The organism is Streptomyces sp. NPDC020597, from assembly GCF_044335095.1.
In the GTDB taxonomy this organism is placed as follows: Bacteria; Actinomycetota; Actinomycetes; order Streptomycetales; family Streptomycetaceae; genus Streptomyces.
Window position 1 is genome coordinate 1 of sequence record NZ_JBIRUL010000058.1, and the last position, 16,422, is coordinate 16,422.

At 73.8% G+C, this 16,422-nt stretch carries 14 protein-coding genes; 8 read left to right on the forward strand and 6 right to left on the reverse strand.

Annotated elements, in window-relative coordinates:
- The coding region (locus ACH4ZA_RS39450; RefSeq protein WP_398433829.1) for a jacalin-like lectin at positions 1-450 on the forward strand (450 nt) is incomplete at its 5' end.
- Positions 451-646: 196 nt separating this feature from the next.
- Here ACH4ZA_RS39450 and ACH4ZA_RS39455 read toward each other — a convergent pair.
- The 5 genes from ACH4ZA_RS39455 to ACH4ZA_RS39475 all read right to left on the reverse strand — a co-directional run bounded on the left by ACH4ZA_RS39455 (position 647) and on the right by ACH4ZA_RS39475 (position 5,666).
- Complete coding sequence (locus ACH4ZA_RS39455; protein ID WP_398433830.1) at positions 647-2,200, reverse strand: FAD-dependent oxidoreductase; 1,554 nt, start codon at positions 2,198-2,200, stop codon at positions 647-649.
- Complete coding sequence (locus tag ACH4ZA_RS39460) at positions 2,197-2,928, reverse strand: class I SAM-dependent methyltransferase (protein ID WP_398433831.1); 732 nt, start codon at positions 2,926-2,928, stop codon at positions 2,197-2,199. Before ACH4ZA_RS39460 ends, ACH4ZA_RS39455 begins: the two co-directional genes overlap by 4 nt.
- A 42-nt stretch (positions 2,929-2,970) precedes the next feature.
- Entirely contained in the window at positions 2,971-4,164 is a 1,194-nt protein-coding gene (locus tag ACH4ZA_RS39465; protein WP_398433832.1) for a lycopene cyclase family protein, read from the reverse strand.
- A gap of 291 nt (positions 4,165-4,455) precedes the next feature.
- Positions 4,456-4,866, reverse strand: coding sequence for a hypothetical protein (locus tag ACH4ZA_RS39470; protein ID WP_398433833.1), 411 nt, complete (start codon positions 4,864-4,866; stop codon positions 4,456-4,458).
- Positions 4,867-5,039: 173 nt separating this feature from the next.
- Complete coding sequence (locus ACH4ZA_RS39475; RefSeq protein WP_398433834.1) at positions 5,040-5,666, reverse strand: sigma-70 family RNA polymerase sigma factor; 627 nt, start codon at positions 5,664-5,666, stop codon at positions 5,040-5,042.
- 321 nt (positions 5,667-5,987) lie between these two features.
- Here ACH4ZA_RS39475 and ACH4ZA_RS39480 point away from each other — a divergent pair, with 321 nt between their 5' ends.
- From ACH4ZA_RS39480 to ACH4ZA_RS39500, 5 genes are all read left to right on the forward strand, one after another.
- Positions 5,988-7,406, forward strand: coding sequence for a polyprenyl synthetase family protein (locus ACH4ZA_RS39480; protein WP_398433835.1), 1,419 nt, complete (start codon positions 5,988-5,990; stop codon positions 7,404-7,406).
- Positions 7,403-9,025, forward strand: coding sequence for a phytoene desaturase (locus ACH4ZA_RS39485; RefSeq protein WP_398433836.1), 1,623 nt, complete (start codon positions 7,403-7,405; stop codon positions 9,023-9,025). Before ACH4ZA_RS39480 ends, ACH4ZA_RS39485 begins: the two co-directional genes overlap by 4 nt.
- Positions 9,022-10,059, forward strand: coding sequence for a phytoene/squalene synthase family protein (locus tag ACH4ZA_RS39490; protein WP_398433837.1), 1,038 nt, complete (start codon positions 9,022-9,024; stop codon positions 10,057-10,059). Before ACH4ZA_RS39485 ends, ACH4ZA_RS39490 begins: the two co-directional genes overlap by 4 nt.
- A complete protein-coding gene (locus tag ACH4ZA_RS39495; protein ID WP_398433838.1) occupies positions 10,056-11,075 on the forward strand; it encodes a DUF5914 domain-containing protein in 1,020 nt (339 codons plus the stop codon). Before ACH4ZA_RS39490 ends, ACH4ZA_RS39495 begins: the two co-directional genes overlap by 4 nt.
- A 165-nt stretch (positions 11,076-11,240) precedes the next feature.
- The gene (locus ACH4ZA_RS39500) at positions 11,241-12,125 is read left to right on the forward strand and encodes a LysR family transcriptional regulator (RefSeq protein WP_398433842.1); all 885 of its coding nucleotides are present in this window, start codon (positions 11,241-11,243) and stop codon (positions 12,123-12,125) included.
- An 88-nt stretch (positions 12,126-12,213) separates the two neighbouring features.
- On the opposite strand, the gene ACH4ZA_RS39505 is transcribed toward ACH4ZA_RS39500, so the two are convergent.
- Positions 12,214-13,836, reverse strand: coding sequence for a PucR family transcriptional regulator (locus tag ACH4ZA_RS39505; protein ID WP_398433839.1), 1,623 nt, complete (start codon positions 13,834-13,836; stop codon positions 12,214-12,216).
- A gap of 277 nt (positions 13,837-14,113) precedes the next feature.
- Between ACH4ZA_RS39505 and solA the strand changes: the two genes are divergently transcribed.
- Both solA and ACH4ZA_RS39515 read left to right on the forward strand, forming a co-directional pair.
- Complete coding sequence (solA, locus tag ACH4ZA_RS39510) at positions 14,114-15,250, forward strand: N-methyl-L-tryptophan oxidase (protein ID WP_398433840.1); 1,137 nt, start codon at positions 14,114-14,116, stop codon at positions 15,248-15,250.
- A 135-nt stretch (positions 15,251-15,385) separates the two neighbouring features.
- Positions 15,386-16,066, forward strand: a complete 681-nt coding sequence (locus tag ACH4ZA_RS39515; RefSeq protein WP_398433841.1) for a haloacid dehalogenase type II — start codon at positions 15,386-15,388, stop codon at positions 16,064-16,066.
- Positions 16,067-16,422 lie beyond the last annotated feature (356 nt).

Here is a 16,422-nt window from a genome sequence, read left to right on the forward strand (position 1 = left end):
TTCTCCTGGTCGCGCAACCCCGACTTCCAGCTCAGCGACCAGTTCGGCGGACCCCACGGCGACTACTACAACGACATCGACGCCGTACCGGCCGGGGCCCGCGTCACCACCGTCGCCCTGCGGGCCGGCGCCCGCGTCGACCAGGTGAGCCTCACCGTCGCGGGCGGCGCCGGCCTCACCCACGGCGGCAACGGCGGCACCGCCGCCTCCCTGACGCTGGGCGGCGACGAGTACCTCACCACCGCCTATCTGTGCCAGGCCCAGAAGGACGGCCACACCCGGATCTTCTACACCAGGTTCACCACCAACCTCGGCCGCAGCCTGTCCGGCGGGACCACCACGTCCGACTGCGTGACGCGCACCGCCCCGACGGGATGGCAGATAGCCGGGTTCCACGGACGGTCCGGGAACGAGATCGACAAGCTCGGATTCGTCTACACCCGGCGTTGAGCCGACGGTCGACGCCCCGCAGGCATTCCCGCGGGGGCGGAAGACCGTTGCGGCGTCTGCCGATCGGCGGCCCCGATCGGCAGAACGCACACGTGACGAGGCCGACCGTGACGGGTCATCGGGAACGGCGCCCGCCACGACCCCGGCCCCGGCCCTGTCAGGCCTGACCCAAGTCGGGCGTGACCCAAGTCGGGCCTCAGCCCAGTCGGGCGAGCCGGCGCAGCAGTGCGCCGCGGCCCCGGTCCGGCACCGTCCACAGGGTCTGGCCGCGGACTCCCCAGCGCTCCAGCAGCGCGTTGGCGGCGAGGAAGCCGCTCGTGGCGGCGCGCTCCATCAGCGCCACCGGCAGTTCCGTGCGCACGAGGTCTCCTGCCACCACCAGACCCGCATCGCAGGTGCGCACGGTGGGCCGGTCGTCGTAGCCGCCCACCGGGAACAGCGGGCAGTCGGACCGCCACTCGTGGCGTTCGTCGACCACCCTCGCCGCCCGCGTCTCCGGATACACCAGGTGCAGTTGCTCCACCAGCCGCTTCTGCTCCACGTCGTGGGCCGGGCGGTCGGGCAGCGCGTAGGCGTGCAGTTCGACGACCGAGCCGCCGGTGCGGGAGCTCCAGCGGGCGGCCTCGCCCTCCCAGCGTTCCAGCACGCTGACGTTGTCGAGGCTCCCGTAGCCGCTGGTCCCGAGGAAACCCGGGCGGTCGGCGGCGACCGGGCGGTCCAGCCACAGGCGTGAGACAAGGAAGGGCGGCGCGTTGCGCAGCCTGGCGGTCCGCTCACGCCAGGCGGCGTCCGCCAGTCGCGGGGAGCGTGCGACGAGGGACCGCAGGCCCGCCGCGTCCAGGGCGAGCACCGTGGCGTCGTAGCGCCGCTGCGAGGCGTCGGCGGCGACGAGGAAGCCGCCGTCGGCGGTCGGCTCGACGGCCTCGACGGGGGTGCCGGTGCGCAGGTCGACGCCGTGGCCGCGCAGATAGCCGGCGAGGGGATCCCAGAGGGCCGCCGGGAAGGGCTCGTCCGGCACGTCGAACAGCAGCCCCTCGGACGAGCCGAGGAAGTAGATGTGGAACATCAGCACCATCTCCGCGGCCGAGAGATGCCGGGGGTCGGCGAAGAAGCTCCGGGAGAAGACCTCGAACGCCAGGTGGTGGGCGGCCTCGGGAAAGCGGATCGACCGGAGGAAGTCGTGCGCGCTGACGTCGTCGAGCCGCGCGTAGACCTCGGGGACGCGCACGTCCAGGAGGGGCAGTGCGGCGACGGGGTTCATGCGGGCCAGGTCGCGCAGTCCGAACGTCGGGCTGAGCGCCACGAATCCGAGAGCGCTCCACGGCGGGGTGCGCGGGACGTGCCGGAAGCTGTCGTGCATGCCGCTGCCGTGCCGCAGGGGGTAGTCGGGCAGCCCGCGCAGTCGCTGCAGCCCGGGATCGGTGCGGCGCAGCAGTCCGCGCAGGTTGTAGTACTGCCGGAAGAAGGCGTGGAAGCCCCGGCTCATGGTGACTTCACTGCCGTCGGCGAGGACGGTCGGCCCGCCGGCGAGCCGCCCTCCGAGGGCCTCGTCCCGTTCGTAGAGCGTGACCCGCACCCCCCGTTCGGCCAGGGCCGTCGCGGCGGCCAGTCCGGCGATGCCGCCGCCCACGACAGCGGTCGTCACGGGACGGTCGCCGCTGACGCGGGGTGCACCCGGCGCGGGCAGCAGGGTGCGGGCCCGCCGGTCCCTGCCGCGTGGGGCTGCGACCGACCGCGGGGAGCGGGTCATCGGGCGCTCTCCGCGGCGGCGTGCGGCCGGCGGGCGACGACGGTGTGGGTGACGCCGGTCTGCCAGCCCGGCAGGGGCAGCACCCGCACATCGCGCAGGCCCGCCGCCCGGACCCGGGCGGCGAAACGGTCCACGGTGTCGAACTCCACGACGCTGCGCCACAGATGACGGTAGAGGTCGCCGTCGCCGAGCACGGTGGCGACCGGCAGGACGAGGCCGCGGCACACCGCCGTCCACACCGCGCGGTGAGCGGTCCGGCCGCTCAGGGCGTACTCGTGGACCGCCAGCCGACCCCCCGGCGCGAGCACGTCGTGCACCGCCGAGAGGACGGCGTCGGGATCGGTGACGTTGCGGAAGAGATAGGCGGCGAAGACCGCGTCGAAGGGACCGTGCACGCCTGCCTCGGCCAGCCGCTCGGCGGGAGCCCGCACGAACGTCACCCCACTGCGCCACGGTTTTCCGGCGGCGCGCTCCAGCATGCCGGCAGACGCGTCCACGGCGGTGATCCCGGCTCCGGGCAGCACGGCGGCCAGGGCGGCCGTCGAGGCGCCCGTGCCGCAGCCGAGGTCCAGTACGCGGAGCCCGGCGCCGCCGTGGGGCAGGCCGAGGCGGCGTGCCGAGCGACGCAGGTGGCCGTGGTAGCCGGGGTTGGCGGCGACCAGGGCGTCGTAGCTGCGGGAAGCGTGGTCGAACGCGGCGGCCAGCTCCTCGTCGCGCAGCAGGGTCATACGGTCTCCTCGGTGGGTGCGCGGAACTGCTTCGGGCCAGGGTCACGGTGTGCGACGGGGCGTGCGGGGAAGCCAGGGGAGCTCGGCGGCGCTGCGCAGCATCGGCAGGACGGGCGTGCGAATGCCGACAAAGAGGTCCTCGTGGAGACCGGTCTGCCCGTCGAGGAAGCGCAGCAGCCGTCGCATCGGCACCTGGGCGAAGAGCCGGGCGAAGAACGCTGCGCCGTCGACGCGGCCGCTGTCCAGGGCCCGCAGCATCACCGCGTCCATGGCGCGCGAGCGGGCCGAGTGGGCGGGCGGGGGCAGCGGGTGGCGCCCGGCGTGCAGGGCGGCGGCAACGGCCCGGGTCTGACGCTGGACGGCGGAGAACGTGTATCCCGTGGACGGCCGGGTGGCGCCGCCCGCCGCGCCGATGCGGAACACCGACGGCGCGGCCCGGCGGGCGAAGCGGGCGTCCGTCATGGGGATGACGCCGGTCTCGGTCGCGGTGACGTCGAAGCCGCCGAGGCGCAGCACGTCGTCGGTGTAGTGGCGCAGCGCCTCGTCGTAGGCGTGTCGTGGGAGGACGGCGGACGAGAACCGGGTGTACTCGACGAGTGCCCGATGACGGTCCATGGGCAGCAGATAGCCGAAGGCGAGTCCCTGCGGGGGCTGCGGCACCCTGAAGTCCATGAGCATCGCCGTGCCGGGGTCGAACGCGGGCCGGTCGGTGCGCACGAACCAGCCGCGGAAGTGCTGCAGCAGCGTGGTGCGGGCAGCCGGGAGGCGGTCGAGCGGCCGGGAGTCGAACACCCAGCGGGCGTCGACGGTGACGCGGCGGCCGTCGGACGTGCGCGCCAGGATCTCGGCTCCGTCGGCGCCGCCGCGCACCGTCTCGACGGCCGCCTCCAGCCGTCGGACGTCGTCGCTGCGGGCCAGGGCGTGGCCGACGTGACGTTCGAAGTCGTCGGAGCGGAGCATCTTGTAGCGGAGCGGGGCGATGTCGTCCTCGGACGACCGGCCGGTGGGGCCGTGCACGCGCAGTCGGCGCCATTCGGCGGACACGGCGTCGTCGTAGCGCCCGTCCCCCGCTTCCCAGAAGCACCAGGTGCGGTGCGGCGGCCGGAGGGGGCCGGGCGGAGCCTCGAGCAGCACGGTGGGCAGCCGCCGCCCTCCCGGGTCCGGATGCGAGAGGCGGTGGGCGAGGGAGAGTCCGGCTGCTCCCGCGCCCAGGATGGCCACCTCCGCGTGCGGCACGAGTCGCTCCCTCCGTCCGGCGCTCCCACCGCGGCGCGTCCGCGGCCGGTGGCTGTCCGAAGCATTCACCTTCAGGGGCCCCGGCGGATGCAGGCCCCGCCGGGTTGTCGGCCGTGTGGACCCGCCCGCCCCGCCCGACGACGTGCCACGGAACACGGAACACGGGCCACGGGCCTCGGACACGGGACATCGGTGACGTGACACCGAACACGGGAGACGGGGGTAGGGGCAGGGGCAGGGGCAGAACGGCGGACAAGGCCGGGGCAGGGCGCGGCGCGGGCAACCGGCTGCTCAGGAGCCCGGCCTGCCCCGCCGACCCGGCCGTGGGCGGGTGAGACGCAGGCCCACGGCCTCGGCCGCACCGAGCAGGGCCCGCCACGCGCGCCGGCATGCGCCACGGAGGGGGCGGGCGGGCGGCGGGACCGGCGGCAGGGGCGGTGGGCGAGTGCGTCGGCGATCCGCGTCCAGGTGGGCCCGCACGGTCGCCCACACCCGGGCGGGCGGCGGGTGGAGCGTCTCGCCCGGGCGGTGGCGGCGGCCGGCCGCGGCAGCGCGTTCGTAGGCGGTGAGCCGTTCGCGGCAGGTCGGGCACAGACTCAGGTGCCGCACGACGTCGGCGTCCCAGGCCGCCCGACCGCCGTCCAGGGCGTGGGCGGCCAGTTCGGCGGAGGGGATGTGGGGCAGTGCCCGCCACTCGGCCACGCCTGCGCCTCCTTCCTGCGGCCGCTCTCCGGTCGCCTCGCCACCTCTACCGGAGGAGTGGGCACGGCGGATGCAGCGCCGGCGCCCGCGCGGTGCGGTGGCCGCCGGGCCACAGATGTGCTCCCCTGGGGGAGACAGGGACCGCCGCCCGGTCGCGTCGCTTCTGCGTCGTATCACTCGGCGTGGTCGTGGACGCCGCCCTCCCGCAGGCAGCGGCTGAGCCGGTGCAGACCGCGCCTGGCGTGGCTCTTGACCGTGCCCAGGGGCCAGCCGGTGAGTGCGGCGATCTGCGGCTGCGTCAGGTCGTCGTAGAAGGCCAGCGTGAGCACGCGTCGCTGGGCGGCGGGCAGCCTGGCGAGCTCGCTGCCGACGAGGACCCGGTCGAGCACGGCCTCGGGCTGTGCGTCGCGGTCCACGGACCCGACCGACATGCGCGCCCCGGCCGCGGCGACCAGCTCGGCGCGTCGCGTGCGGGCCGACAGCGCGTCGGCGATCTTGCGGCGGGAGATCCCGACCAGCCACGCCCCCAACGCGCCCCGCTCCGGCGCGAACCCGGCACGTCCCCGCCACGCGGCCAGGAACACCGTCTGGGTGACGTCCTCCGCCTCCCGTGCGTCCGCGAGGGAGCGCAGCGCGAGGGTGTGCACCAGCGCGCCCCACCGGTGGTAGACGGCGGCCAGACAGGCTTCGTCACCGGCGGCGAAGCCCGCCGCGAGTTCCTCGTCGGCCAGGGAGTCCTCCGTCGGAGCCCGCAGCGGGGCACTGCCGACTGTCTGCTCGGTGACTGGGCGTGCAGTCATGACGCTGCTCCTCGTGCGGGCGGTGACCATGCCCTCTCGTGCGGACGCGGGACCGGGTCCCCCTGGCAGGGCCCCCGTGCCGACGCGTCCGTCACGGACGGCTGTCGGGGTCCCCTCACCTTGCGAAGCGCGTGACCGGCACCACAACTCGCATCGTCTGTGCATCGCTTTGTGCCCGTGTTTTCGGGTGTGCGGGGTCGACGGTCGCCCTTTCGGGCGAGAACCGATCGCACGTTCTCCCCCGATGGCGCATCCGTGACGGCCCCGGCCGCGGAAGGCATTACGTCAGACCCCGAAGCGACCGTGGCGAGAGGAACCGGGATGCGTCCCACCGAGGCGAAGGATCTTCCCGTGCCCGAGAAGGCACCCGATCCTCGGACCGAGCACCCGCCGAGCGGCCGACCCCGGCTCGCGGACGGCCGCGGATCCCCCGGCGGCCGCGTACAGGACCCGCCGGTGCCGCACGACCCGCCCGAACCGCGCGGGCGGGCGGAACCGCACGAGCGGGCGGAACCGCGCGAGCGGACGGACGCGCACCGCCTCGATGCCGTCGACGGCGACGTGCCCGCGGCCGTGGGGCGCGTCCTCGACGCCCTCCTGGACGAACGGGTGGAGCACGCCGCCGGCCTCGACCCGGTGTTCGGCCGTGACGTCGCCGAACGCGTCGCGCGGTGCACCCTCGAAGGGGGCAAGCGCATGCGCTCCCAGTTCGTGTGGTGGGCACTGCGCGCCTGCGGCGGCACCTCCGCGCAAGCGGAGGCCGCCCTGCGCGTCGGCGCCGCCCTCGAGCTGATCCAGACGTGCGCCCTCGTCCACGACGACGTCATGGACGGCTCCCGGATGCGCCGCGGACGGCTCGCCCTGCACGCGGACGTGAGCGCCCAGTACACCGGCGCCGTCCCGGCCGTCCCCGCCGACCGCGCCGGACGCTTCGGCGAAGCCGCCGCGATCCTCGCCGGGGACCTCGCCCTGGCCTGGGCCGACGACACCGTCGCGGCAGTCGAGGCGGACCCGGACGCGATCCGCGCCGTGCGCGATCTGTGGAGCGCCATGCGCACGGAGATGGTGGCCGGACAGTACCTGGACATGCAGGGCCAGGCGACCTCCTCGCGGTCCCTGGCCCGGGCCGTCCGCGCCGCCTGCCTCAAGAGCGCGCTCTACTCGGTCGAACGCCCGCTGGCGCTCGGAGCCGCCCTGGCGGAAGCGGACGGCGCCCAGAGCGCGGCCCTGTGCTCGGCGGGCAGGTGCGTCGGCATCGCGTTCCAGCTGCGCGACGACCTCGCCGACGTCTTCGGCGATCCCCGGCGCACCGGCAAACCCGCGGGCGGCGACATCCGGGCGGGCAAACCCACCTACCTCGTGGCGGTGGCGCAGGCCCGCGCGGAGTCGACGGGCGACCGCCACGGCGCCGCCGTGCTGCGGCGCTCCCTCGGCCGCGCCGACCTGTCCGAGAGCCGTCTCGCCGAGGTCCGTGACGTGCTGGTGGCCACCGGGGCCCGTGACCTCGCGGAGGCGAAGATCGACCGGCTGGTCGCGCAGGGGATGCGACACCTGGACTCCGCCGTCCTGGAGCCGCAGGCCCGAAGGCGCCTCCGACAGCTGCTGCACGCCTCGGCCGGCACGACCCCCGCCCCCGCCGCCGCCACACCCACATCCACATCCACGGCATGCGGAGCGGAGGACGGCGGCCTGCCGCTCTCCCTCCTCCTCCCCGCCGGCGCCGACGGAGTCCTGCGATGACCAGAACCGTTTCCGGGCCCACGGATCACGTCGTGGTGGTCGGCGCGGGGCTCTCCGGCCTGGCGGCGACGCTGCACCTGCTCGGCGCGGGCCGCCGGGTCACCCTGCTCGAACGCGACAGGCTGCCGGGAGGCCGCGCCGGACGCCTGGAGCGCGGCGGCTACCGCATCGACACCGGTCCCACCGTGCTGACCATGCCCGATCTCGCCGACGAGGCGTTCGCGGCGGTCGGCGAGAGCCTGCGCGACCGTGTCGACCTCGTCCCCCTGCATCCCGCCTACCGGGCCCTGTTCGCCGACGGCAGCGGCCTCGACGTGCACACCGATCCGCAGGCGATGGAGGCGGAGGTCGAGCGCTTCGCGGGCGTCGCGGAAGCCGCGGGCTACCGGCGGCTGCGGACGTGGCTGGAGCGGTTGTACCGGGCCCAGATGCGCCGCTTCATCGACGCGAACTTCGACTCCCCCTTCCAGTTGCTGACGCCGGACCTGGCCCGGCTCGCCGTCCTCGGCGGCTTCGGGCGGCTGGACGCGAGGATCGGCCGCCATCTGCGCGACGAACGGCTGCGCCGCGTCTTCTCGTTCCAGGCGCTGTACGCAGGAGTCACCCCGGCGCGGGCGCTCGCCGCGTACGCCGTGATCGCCTACATGGACACCGTCGCCGGCGTGTACTTCCCCCGCGGGGGCATGCACGCACTGCCGCAGGCCATGGCGGACGCCGCCGCGAAGGCCGGCGCCGATCTGCGGTTCGGCCAGGACGTCACCCGGCTGGAACGCTCCGCGGGCCGGATCACCGCCGTCGTCACCGGTCAGGACCGCATCGCCTGCGACGCCGTGGTCCTGACCCCGGACCTGCCGGTCTCCTACGCGCTCCTCGGCCGCACACCGCACCGCCCCCTCGGGATCCGGCACGCGCCGTCGGCCGTCGTCCTGCACGCCGGGACCGACCGCACCTGGCCCGGACTGGCTCATCACACCCTGTCGTTCGGGGCGCGATGGCACGGCACCTTCGACGAACTCACCCGCGCGGGACGCCTGATGAGCGACCCGTCGCTGCTCGTCACCCGCCCCACCGCCACCGACCCGACGCTCGCCCCGCCCGGCCGCCACCTCCACTACATCCTGGCCCCCTGCCCCAACACCGACATCGGGCCGGACGCCGCCGCCTGGAGCGACCTCGCACCTCGGTACCGCGACAGCGTCCTGCGGGAACTCGACCGCCGCGGACTGCACGGCATCGCCGACGCCGTGGAGGAGGAGGTGCTCGTCACCCCCGCCGACTGGACGGCCCAGGGGCACGCGGCCGGCACGCCGTTCTCGGCCGCCCACACCTTCGCGCAGACCGGCCCGTTCCGGCCGCGCAATCTTGTCCGCGGCACCGACAACGCCGTGCTGGCGGGCTGCGGCACCACACCCGGCGTCGGCGTCCCGACCGTGCTGCTGTCCGGCAAGCTCGCCGCGGCACGGATCACCGGCCGGCACGCGCCCGCCGTACCGCGGCGCCGGCGCCCCCCGTCGACGGCGACGGCCGCGACGCCGGTGACGGCTCCGTCGCCCGTCACACCCACGATCGCGACGCCCGCGTCGCACGTGACGCCCCTGCAGGAAGGAACGCAGCCGTGACCGCCCGGGAACTCGACGCGGCAGGCATCACCGAACCGGCGCTGCGCGCGGCCTACGCCCAGTGCCGTCGGCTCAACGCCCGGCACGGAAGGACGTACTTCCTCGCCACCCGGCTGCTGCCGGTGGAACGCCGTCCCGCCGTCCACGCCCTTTACGGCTTCGCCCGCTGGGCGGACGACATCGTCGACTCCCTGGAGCCGGACGTCCCCGTCCATCGCCGCGCGGCCGACCTCACCCGGCTCCAGGAGCGACTGCACCGCGGGCTCCGGGACGGCCACAGCACCGAGCCGGTGGTCCTGGCGCTCGCCGACACCGCCCGGCGCTACGCCATCGACCACCGCCACTTCCACGACTTCATGGCGTCCATGCGCAGCGACCTGGAGGTCACCGACTACCCGACCTACGCCGACCTGCGCGCCTACATGCACGGTTCGGCCGCGGTGATCGGGCTGCAGATGCTGCCGATCCTGGGCACGGTGGTCCCCCGCGAGGAAGCGGCCCCGCACGCCGCCGCCCTGGGGGTCGCCTTCCAGCTGAGCAACTTCCTGCGAGACGCGGGCGAGGACCTCGACCGCGGACGCGTCTACCTGCCCGCCGACCTGCTGTCCGCGCACGGCGTGGACCGCGAGCTGCTGCACTGGAGCCGCAGCACCGGCCGCCACGAACCCCGCATCCGCGCGGCGCTGGAAGCCTTCGCGCACCTCACCCGCGGCGTCTACCGCGAGGCGGCGCCGGGAATCGCCATGCTCGACCCGGTGTCGCGTCCCTGCATCCGCACCGCCTTCGTGCTGTACGGCGGGATCCTGGACGCCGTCGCCGACGAGGGCTACACGGTGCTGCACCGCCGTGCCGTGGTCCCGCGGCGACGGCGCGCCGCGGTCGCCGCCGACGGGCTGGTGCGCCTGCTGGTCGCCCGCGCCTCGGCCCGCGCGGGCCGCCGGACGGTGCTTCCCCCCACGTCCGCGCCCGCCGGAGGCCGCCCCACGGCGTCCGGGACCGCCGCGGCGGAGCCGCTTCACGAGGAGGTCGTGTGAGCCCTGACCGTTCCCTTCGCCGCGGACGCTTTCCGCTGTCGCTGCGCAGGCGCCCGGTCGCCTGGGAGCGACAGCGCCCGACCTGGCGCGAGGCCCGTCCGGCGGTGATCGCCCAGGCGCTCAAGCGTGCGCAGGCCCGACCTTCGGGCAACTGGTACGTCGTGGGCGCGAGCCGGGACGTCGGCGACGACCGGCCCCTGGCCCGCACCGTCGCCGGGCGGGAGGTCGTCGTCTGGCGCGACGCCTCCGGGCGGCTCGTCGCCGGGCCGGGAATCTGCCCTCATCTGGGTGCGCCGCTGCGCGACAGCCCCGTGCGGTGCGGCACCCTCGTCTGCCACTGGCATGGACTCGCCCTGCACGGCGGGCCGTTCGCGGGCTGGGACCCCCTGCCCGCACACGACGACGGCGTGCTGGTGTGGGTGCGCCTGGACGACGTGGGCGGCGAGCCTCCTCTCGAAGCACCGGTGGTGCCGATCAGGCCCGCACCGGCGGGCGCGGTCTCGGCGGTCTACGTCGGCGTCGGCACGTGCGAGCCGGAGGACGTCGTGGCCAACCGGCTGGATCCGTGGCACGGCGCCTGGTTCCACCCGTACTCCTTCGTCGACCTGACCGTCGTCGGGGCTCCCTCGACGGAGGCACGGGGCGCGGCCGAGGACGGATTCAGCGTCGACGTCTCCTTCAAGCTCGCCGGCCGGCTGGTGGTGCCCGTCCGTGCGGTGTTCACCGCGCCCGAACCGCGGACGGTCGTCATGCACATCGCCGAGGGCGAGGGGCGCGGGTCGGTGGTGGAGACCCACGCGACGCCGCTCGGGCACGACGACCGGGGCAGGCCGCGTACGGCGGTGGTGGAGGCCGTCGTGGCCACGTCGGACCGGCCCGGCTTCGGCGTGGCGCGCGCGTTGTCGCCGCTGATGCGTCCCCTCGTGCGGGCCGCCGCAGGACGACTGTGGCGTGACGACCTGGCCTACGCCGAAAGGCGCTGGCAACTGCGCTCGACGGGACGTTTCCCCGGCTGAGCCGGTGCGGCCCCTGGTCTCGGCCGGGTTTCCACCAGCAGTGACCGCGCTTCGGTGACGGTCACGGCATGGGTGGTCCGCACGTCGTCAGGCGGTCCGTCGCGCGACCATGGTCGGGACCGGTCGGGTCGTCGGTTGATCTCCTTGAGGGGCGGTGGGCGCGTGATGGACGTCCGGCAGCTGGAGTACTTCCTTGCGATCGTTGATCGCGGGGGGTTCAGCCGCGCGGCCTCGGCCCTGTACGTGTCGCAGCCGTCGCTGTCACAGGCCGTGCGGGCGCTGGAGCGCGATCTGGGCTCGGAGCTGTTCCATCGCATCGGTCGCAGGGCGGTGCTGACGGAGGCCGGAAGAGCCCTGATCGAGCCGGCCCGGGAGGCCGTGCGGAGTCTGGAGACGGCGCGGGCGAGTGTCGCGGCGGTGCACGAGCTGCGTGAGGGGCGCCTGGATGTGGCATCGGTGCCGTCGCAGGCGGTGGAGCCGCTGACTACCTTGGTGAGCGCCTTCAGCCACCGGTATCCCGGCGTCTCCGTGGCCATCAAAGCCGCGTTCACCTCGCGTGATGTGATCACCATGGTGCGCACGGGCGCCGTGGAGCTGGGGCTGTTGGCGTCTGCCGGTCCCTTCTCCGACAAGGAGGTCGTCTCCCATGCCCTGGGGCGGCAGCGTTTTGTGCTGATGGTGCCGGCCGACGGCCCGTTCGCCGACAGGACGGCGGTGGAATGCCGGGACCTGGCGGGACAGCGGCTGATCGTCGGGCAGCCGGGGACGGGGATGCGCGCCTATGTCGACGCGCTGCGAGAGCAGGGCATCGAGTTCGCCGTCGCCGCCGAGACCGAGCACCGTGTGTCGCTCATGCCCCTGGTCCTGGCCGGGGTCGGGCTCGCGGTGGTGACGGATGCCTGGCGGGACTTCGCCCGGCGGCTGGGCGCCCGCGTCCTGGACATCGAGCCGGAGACCACCTTGGACATCGCCCTCGTCAGCCGCCGCGGCAGTCTGTCGCCGGCGGCCGCAGCGTTCGTGAAGGCCGCCACTTCGGCCGCCGACGGCTGACGGCTGACGGCTGACGGCTGACGGCTGACGGCTGACGGGCCCTGCTTACCGGTCGGACGGCGACGCGCGTGACGGCCGACGTGCCCCCTCACGCGCCGGGAGCGGCTGCTTCTCCCCCGTCCAGGACCAGCACCGCGACGTGCAGGGACGTGCGCTGCAGACCTGACTCCAGATCGCAGCCGAGGAGCCTCTCGATGGTGTGCAGGCGCTGGTAGTACGCCTGCCGGGACATGCCGGCGAGTTTCGCCGCGACCGACTTGTTCCCGGCCGCCGCCAGATAGGCGCGCAGGGCGGGGAGCAGGTCGCCGCCGTTGCGGCCGTCGTGCTCGATGAGGCGGGTCAGCTGCCGTTCCGCGTACCGCTGCAGACGGGTGTCGTCCCGAAGGACACCCAGCAACTCCGGCAGCCGGACGTCGGCGGGGACGTAGAACCACCGCTCGGGTGAGGCCGCCGTGATGGCCTCGGCCGTCTGCTCCGCCTCCTGCCACGACCGGGCGATCCCGCCCAGGTCGGTCACCCCCGGGCCGACGGCGACGACGGCTCCCGGCCCGAGCTCCTCCCGGGTCAGACGGCCGATCCGCTCGGCGACCGGCTGCCAGGCGCTCGCCTGGGCCAGGGCCATGAGCACGCCGATCCGGCCCGGGGCCGTCTCGCCGACCAGGGCGCGCACGCCCGTGTGCGTCAGCGCCTTCGCGATCCGTTCGTCGAGGTGTTCATCCGCGGCGCCGGTGTACGGGTGGCGGATGACCACGGCGAAGAGCCGGTGCCCGAAGGCCGGGAGCCCCAGTGCCTCCGCTCGGGCGCGGGCGTCCGCCGGGGACCGGAAGCGCCGTTCGTACAGGTCCCTCAGTACGGAGCGGTGGGCCCGGCGCTCCCACCAGGCCTGCCCGGCCAGCCGCGCCATGGTCAGCGCGACCGCGGCGCGCTCCAGCACGAGGACGTGTTCCGGGTCGGGCTCGGCGTGCAGCCGGTCCTCCAGCAGGATCAGCCGCCCCCACGGGCCGCAGTGGTCCTGCACCGGTGCGATCAGCCACCCCTCCGGGCCGCTCGGCGTGATGCTCTCCGGTGTCGGGGTCGCCCGCGAACGCCGCGACCAGGCCGACACCACCGGCTCGTACGGCCGGCCCAGCAGCTCGCACATCAGCACCCGGTGGGTGAGGTCCTCCAGCACGACGGGGGCTGCGGTGAGTTCCGCGGCGGTGTGCACCAGTTCTTCGGGGTCCGCGCCCCGCAGCGTCAGAGCGGTGAAGATGTCCTGGATGTCCCTGCCGCGGCGCAGCAGCGCCCCCTGGGCGTCGAGGATGAGCGCGTGCACCGTCTGCGTGACGTCGATGAACCGGACGCCACGAGCCAGCTCGACCAGCGGCACGTCACGGGCGCGGCACGCCGCCACCAGCTCGTGGGGCACCTTCTGGTACCGGTAACCGAGCTCGACGACGAGGCCGGCCGCGCCGACGTCGGCGAGCTGGTCGACGTAACCGCGCAGCTCGGAGGCGTCCTCGGGATGCGGCATGCCGGTCGTCAGCACCAGCTCGCCGCCCTCCAGGAAATCGGCGGGATTGAGCAGCTCGGTGACATGCACCCAGCGCACCGGGCCGTCCAGCTGTGACTCGCCGGCGAGCACGCGGGGCATCCCCTCGGCGAGCACGGGCAGGCGCAGTACCTCCCTGACCGTGGGGAAGTGCCCTGCTGCGTGACGTCTGGGCGGCATAGAGGGTGCTTTCTTCCGGGGGAATCGGGCTCACCCTCGCACCGGCCACTCATCGTGACAAGAGGGGGGCCGGGTTTTGTACAGCCCGGCCGTCCGCTGTGACAGACCGTCTCAAGAAGGCCCCTTGGCGGAACACAGTGTGGGTTGACCTGCAGGTTCCGCCGGGCGGAAAGTGAACGCCATCCCCCGCAGGTTCCGAACCGGAAGGGTCGCCACGGTGTCCGCACCGTGCCGGGGCCCGACTGCCACCCACCACACCATCGAGAGGAGCGACCTCATGCGCATCCCGAAGCGCGTCGCCGTGATCGGTGCCGGCAGCATGGGCAGCCAGGCCATGTGGCGACTGGCCGCCCGCGGAGCCGATGTCGTCGGCTACGACCGGTACGCACCGGGTCACGACCGCGGTGCGGCCGGGGGCGAGAGCCGCATCTACCGAGCCGCCCACCTCGGCGACCCCGGGTACATTCCGCTCCTGCGGCTCGCGGACCGGATGTGGGGGCAGCTCCAGACGGAGACGGGCCGCTCGCTGCGACGCCGCAGCGGCAGCCTGGTGATGGGGGAGGCCTCTTCACCGTCCATGCGTCTGCTCCTCTCCACCAACGTCGCTCAGGGACTGGATCACGAGGTGCTGGACCGGGAGGAACTCGCCGGCCGCTACCCGCAGCACCGGCTCCCGGACGGGCACATCGCCGTCCTCGACCGGTTGGGCGCCGTCATCAGGCCGGAGGCGTCCATCCAGGCCGCCGCCGCCCGAGCCGAGCAGTTGGGCGCCCGGCTGCACCGCTACACCACGGTGCGCGAGGTCGCCCCCGCGGCGGGCGGCGGGGTGCGGGTCGTCACCGACCGGGGCACGGACCACGTGGACGCCGCCGTGGTGACGGTGGGCCCGTGGATCAACACCCTGCTCCCGGACCTTCCCCGGGCCGTCGACGTCCGGCGGGTGGTCTGCTCCTGGCACCTGCCCACTCGCCACGACTGGTTCGCGGGCGGTGCACCTCCGTTCGTGCGCGCCGCACCGCACGACTGCTTCGGGATCCCGTCGCCCGACGGCATCTCCGTCAAGCTGGGCCTCTCCTTGAAGTACCACGCGCCGGTGCCCGAGCCCGAACGGCTCGACCGTACGGTCCGCCCCGAGGAACTCGGCACCTTCCGCGAGCTCATCGCCGAACTCATGCCCGACCTGAACCCCGACCCCATCAGAATGTCGGCCTACATGGAGGGCTATACGCGATCCGGCAACCCGCTCGTCGGTCATCTCCCCGGCGAGGACGACATCATCGTCTTGGCCGGGTTCTCCGGCAGCGGCTTCAAGATCTCCCCGGCGATGGGAGAGATCGCCGCCGACCTGGCGCTCGACGGCACCACGCGGCATCCCGTCGCCTTCCTCGCTCCGGCAGGAGTCGGCGCCGCCTGAATCCCGGCGGTCGTCGACGTCACCACCCCTCACTCAGCCATCCGCGTCCTGACTCCCGCCCTTCATGTCATGCACATGTCGGAGAGCTCATACCGGCTCTGACCAGTTCCCCGAGCAAGAAAGCAGAGGACTCCCATGCCCATTCCCTCGTTCCAGTTCCGCCCGAAGTACGTCTCGTTCGACTGCTACGGCACGTTGATCGAGTGGCAGATGACCCCCATCACGCGTGAGCTCGTCGGCGACCAGATCCCGGCCGAGCACTGGGACCAGTTCGTCAAGGAGTTCCGCGGCTACCGCTACGACTCGATCCTCGGCAAGTACTACCCCTACGAGCAGACTCTGCAGGACGCCTTCGACGGGGTCTGCCGCAAGTGGGGCATCAAGGCGGCCCCGGACGCCGGCAAGCGGTTCGCCGACGGCGTGCGCGGCTGGGGCCCGCACGCGGATGTGCCGGAACCGCTGAAGAAGATGGGTGAGAACTACAAGCTGGTGATCCTCTCCAACGCCGGCGACGCCTTCCTCGAGGAGAGCGTGCCCAGGCTCGGGGCGGACTTCCACGCGGTCTTCACCGCGGAACAGGCCGGCTACTACAAGCCCCGGTACGCGGCGTTCGAGTACATGCTCGAGCAGCTCGGCGCGTCACCCGAGGACTTCGTGCACGTCTCCTCGCACACCCGCTACGACCTGATGCCGATGCACGACATGGGCTTCCGCAACCTCGTCCTCCTGGACCGCGGCTACGACCCGGTCACCCACGGCTACGACTACGTGACCGTCAAGTCCCTCGACGAGCTCAACCAGATGCTGGGCATCTGACGCGCCACGCGCACCCGCTCACACAGCACCCCTCTTCCCGACAGGCGCCCGGTCTCGCGTGGCCGCCCATGAGCCCGGCGCCTTTCCGGGCGCCTACCGACGACGCCCCACATCGGAACCCGTACGTCGTCCCCGCATCACGGAATTCCCGTATCCCCAGCGTTCTTCAGGAGGCACCGCCATGGAAAACAACCCGACAGGCCGCAGAACCGTACTCGGCACCGCAGGCGCAGTGGCCGCCGCCATGCAGGTCAGCAGAAGCTTGAGCGTTCCGATCGTCGCGTCGGCCCTGGCCTTCGCGCTCGCTGCGTGTGGGGCGGGCGGCACGGCGGACAGCGCGCAGAACGCGGGGGCGA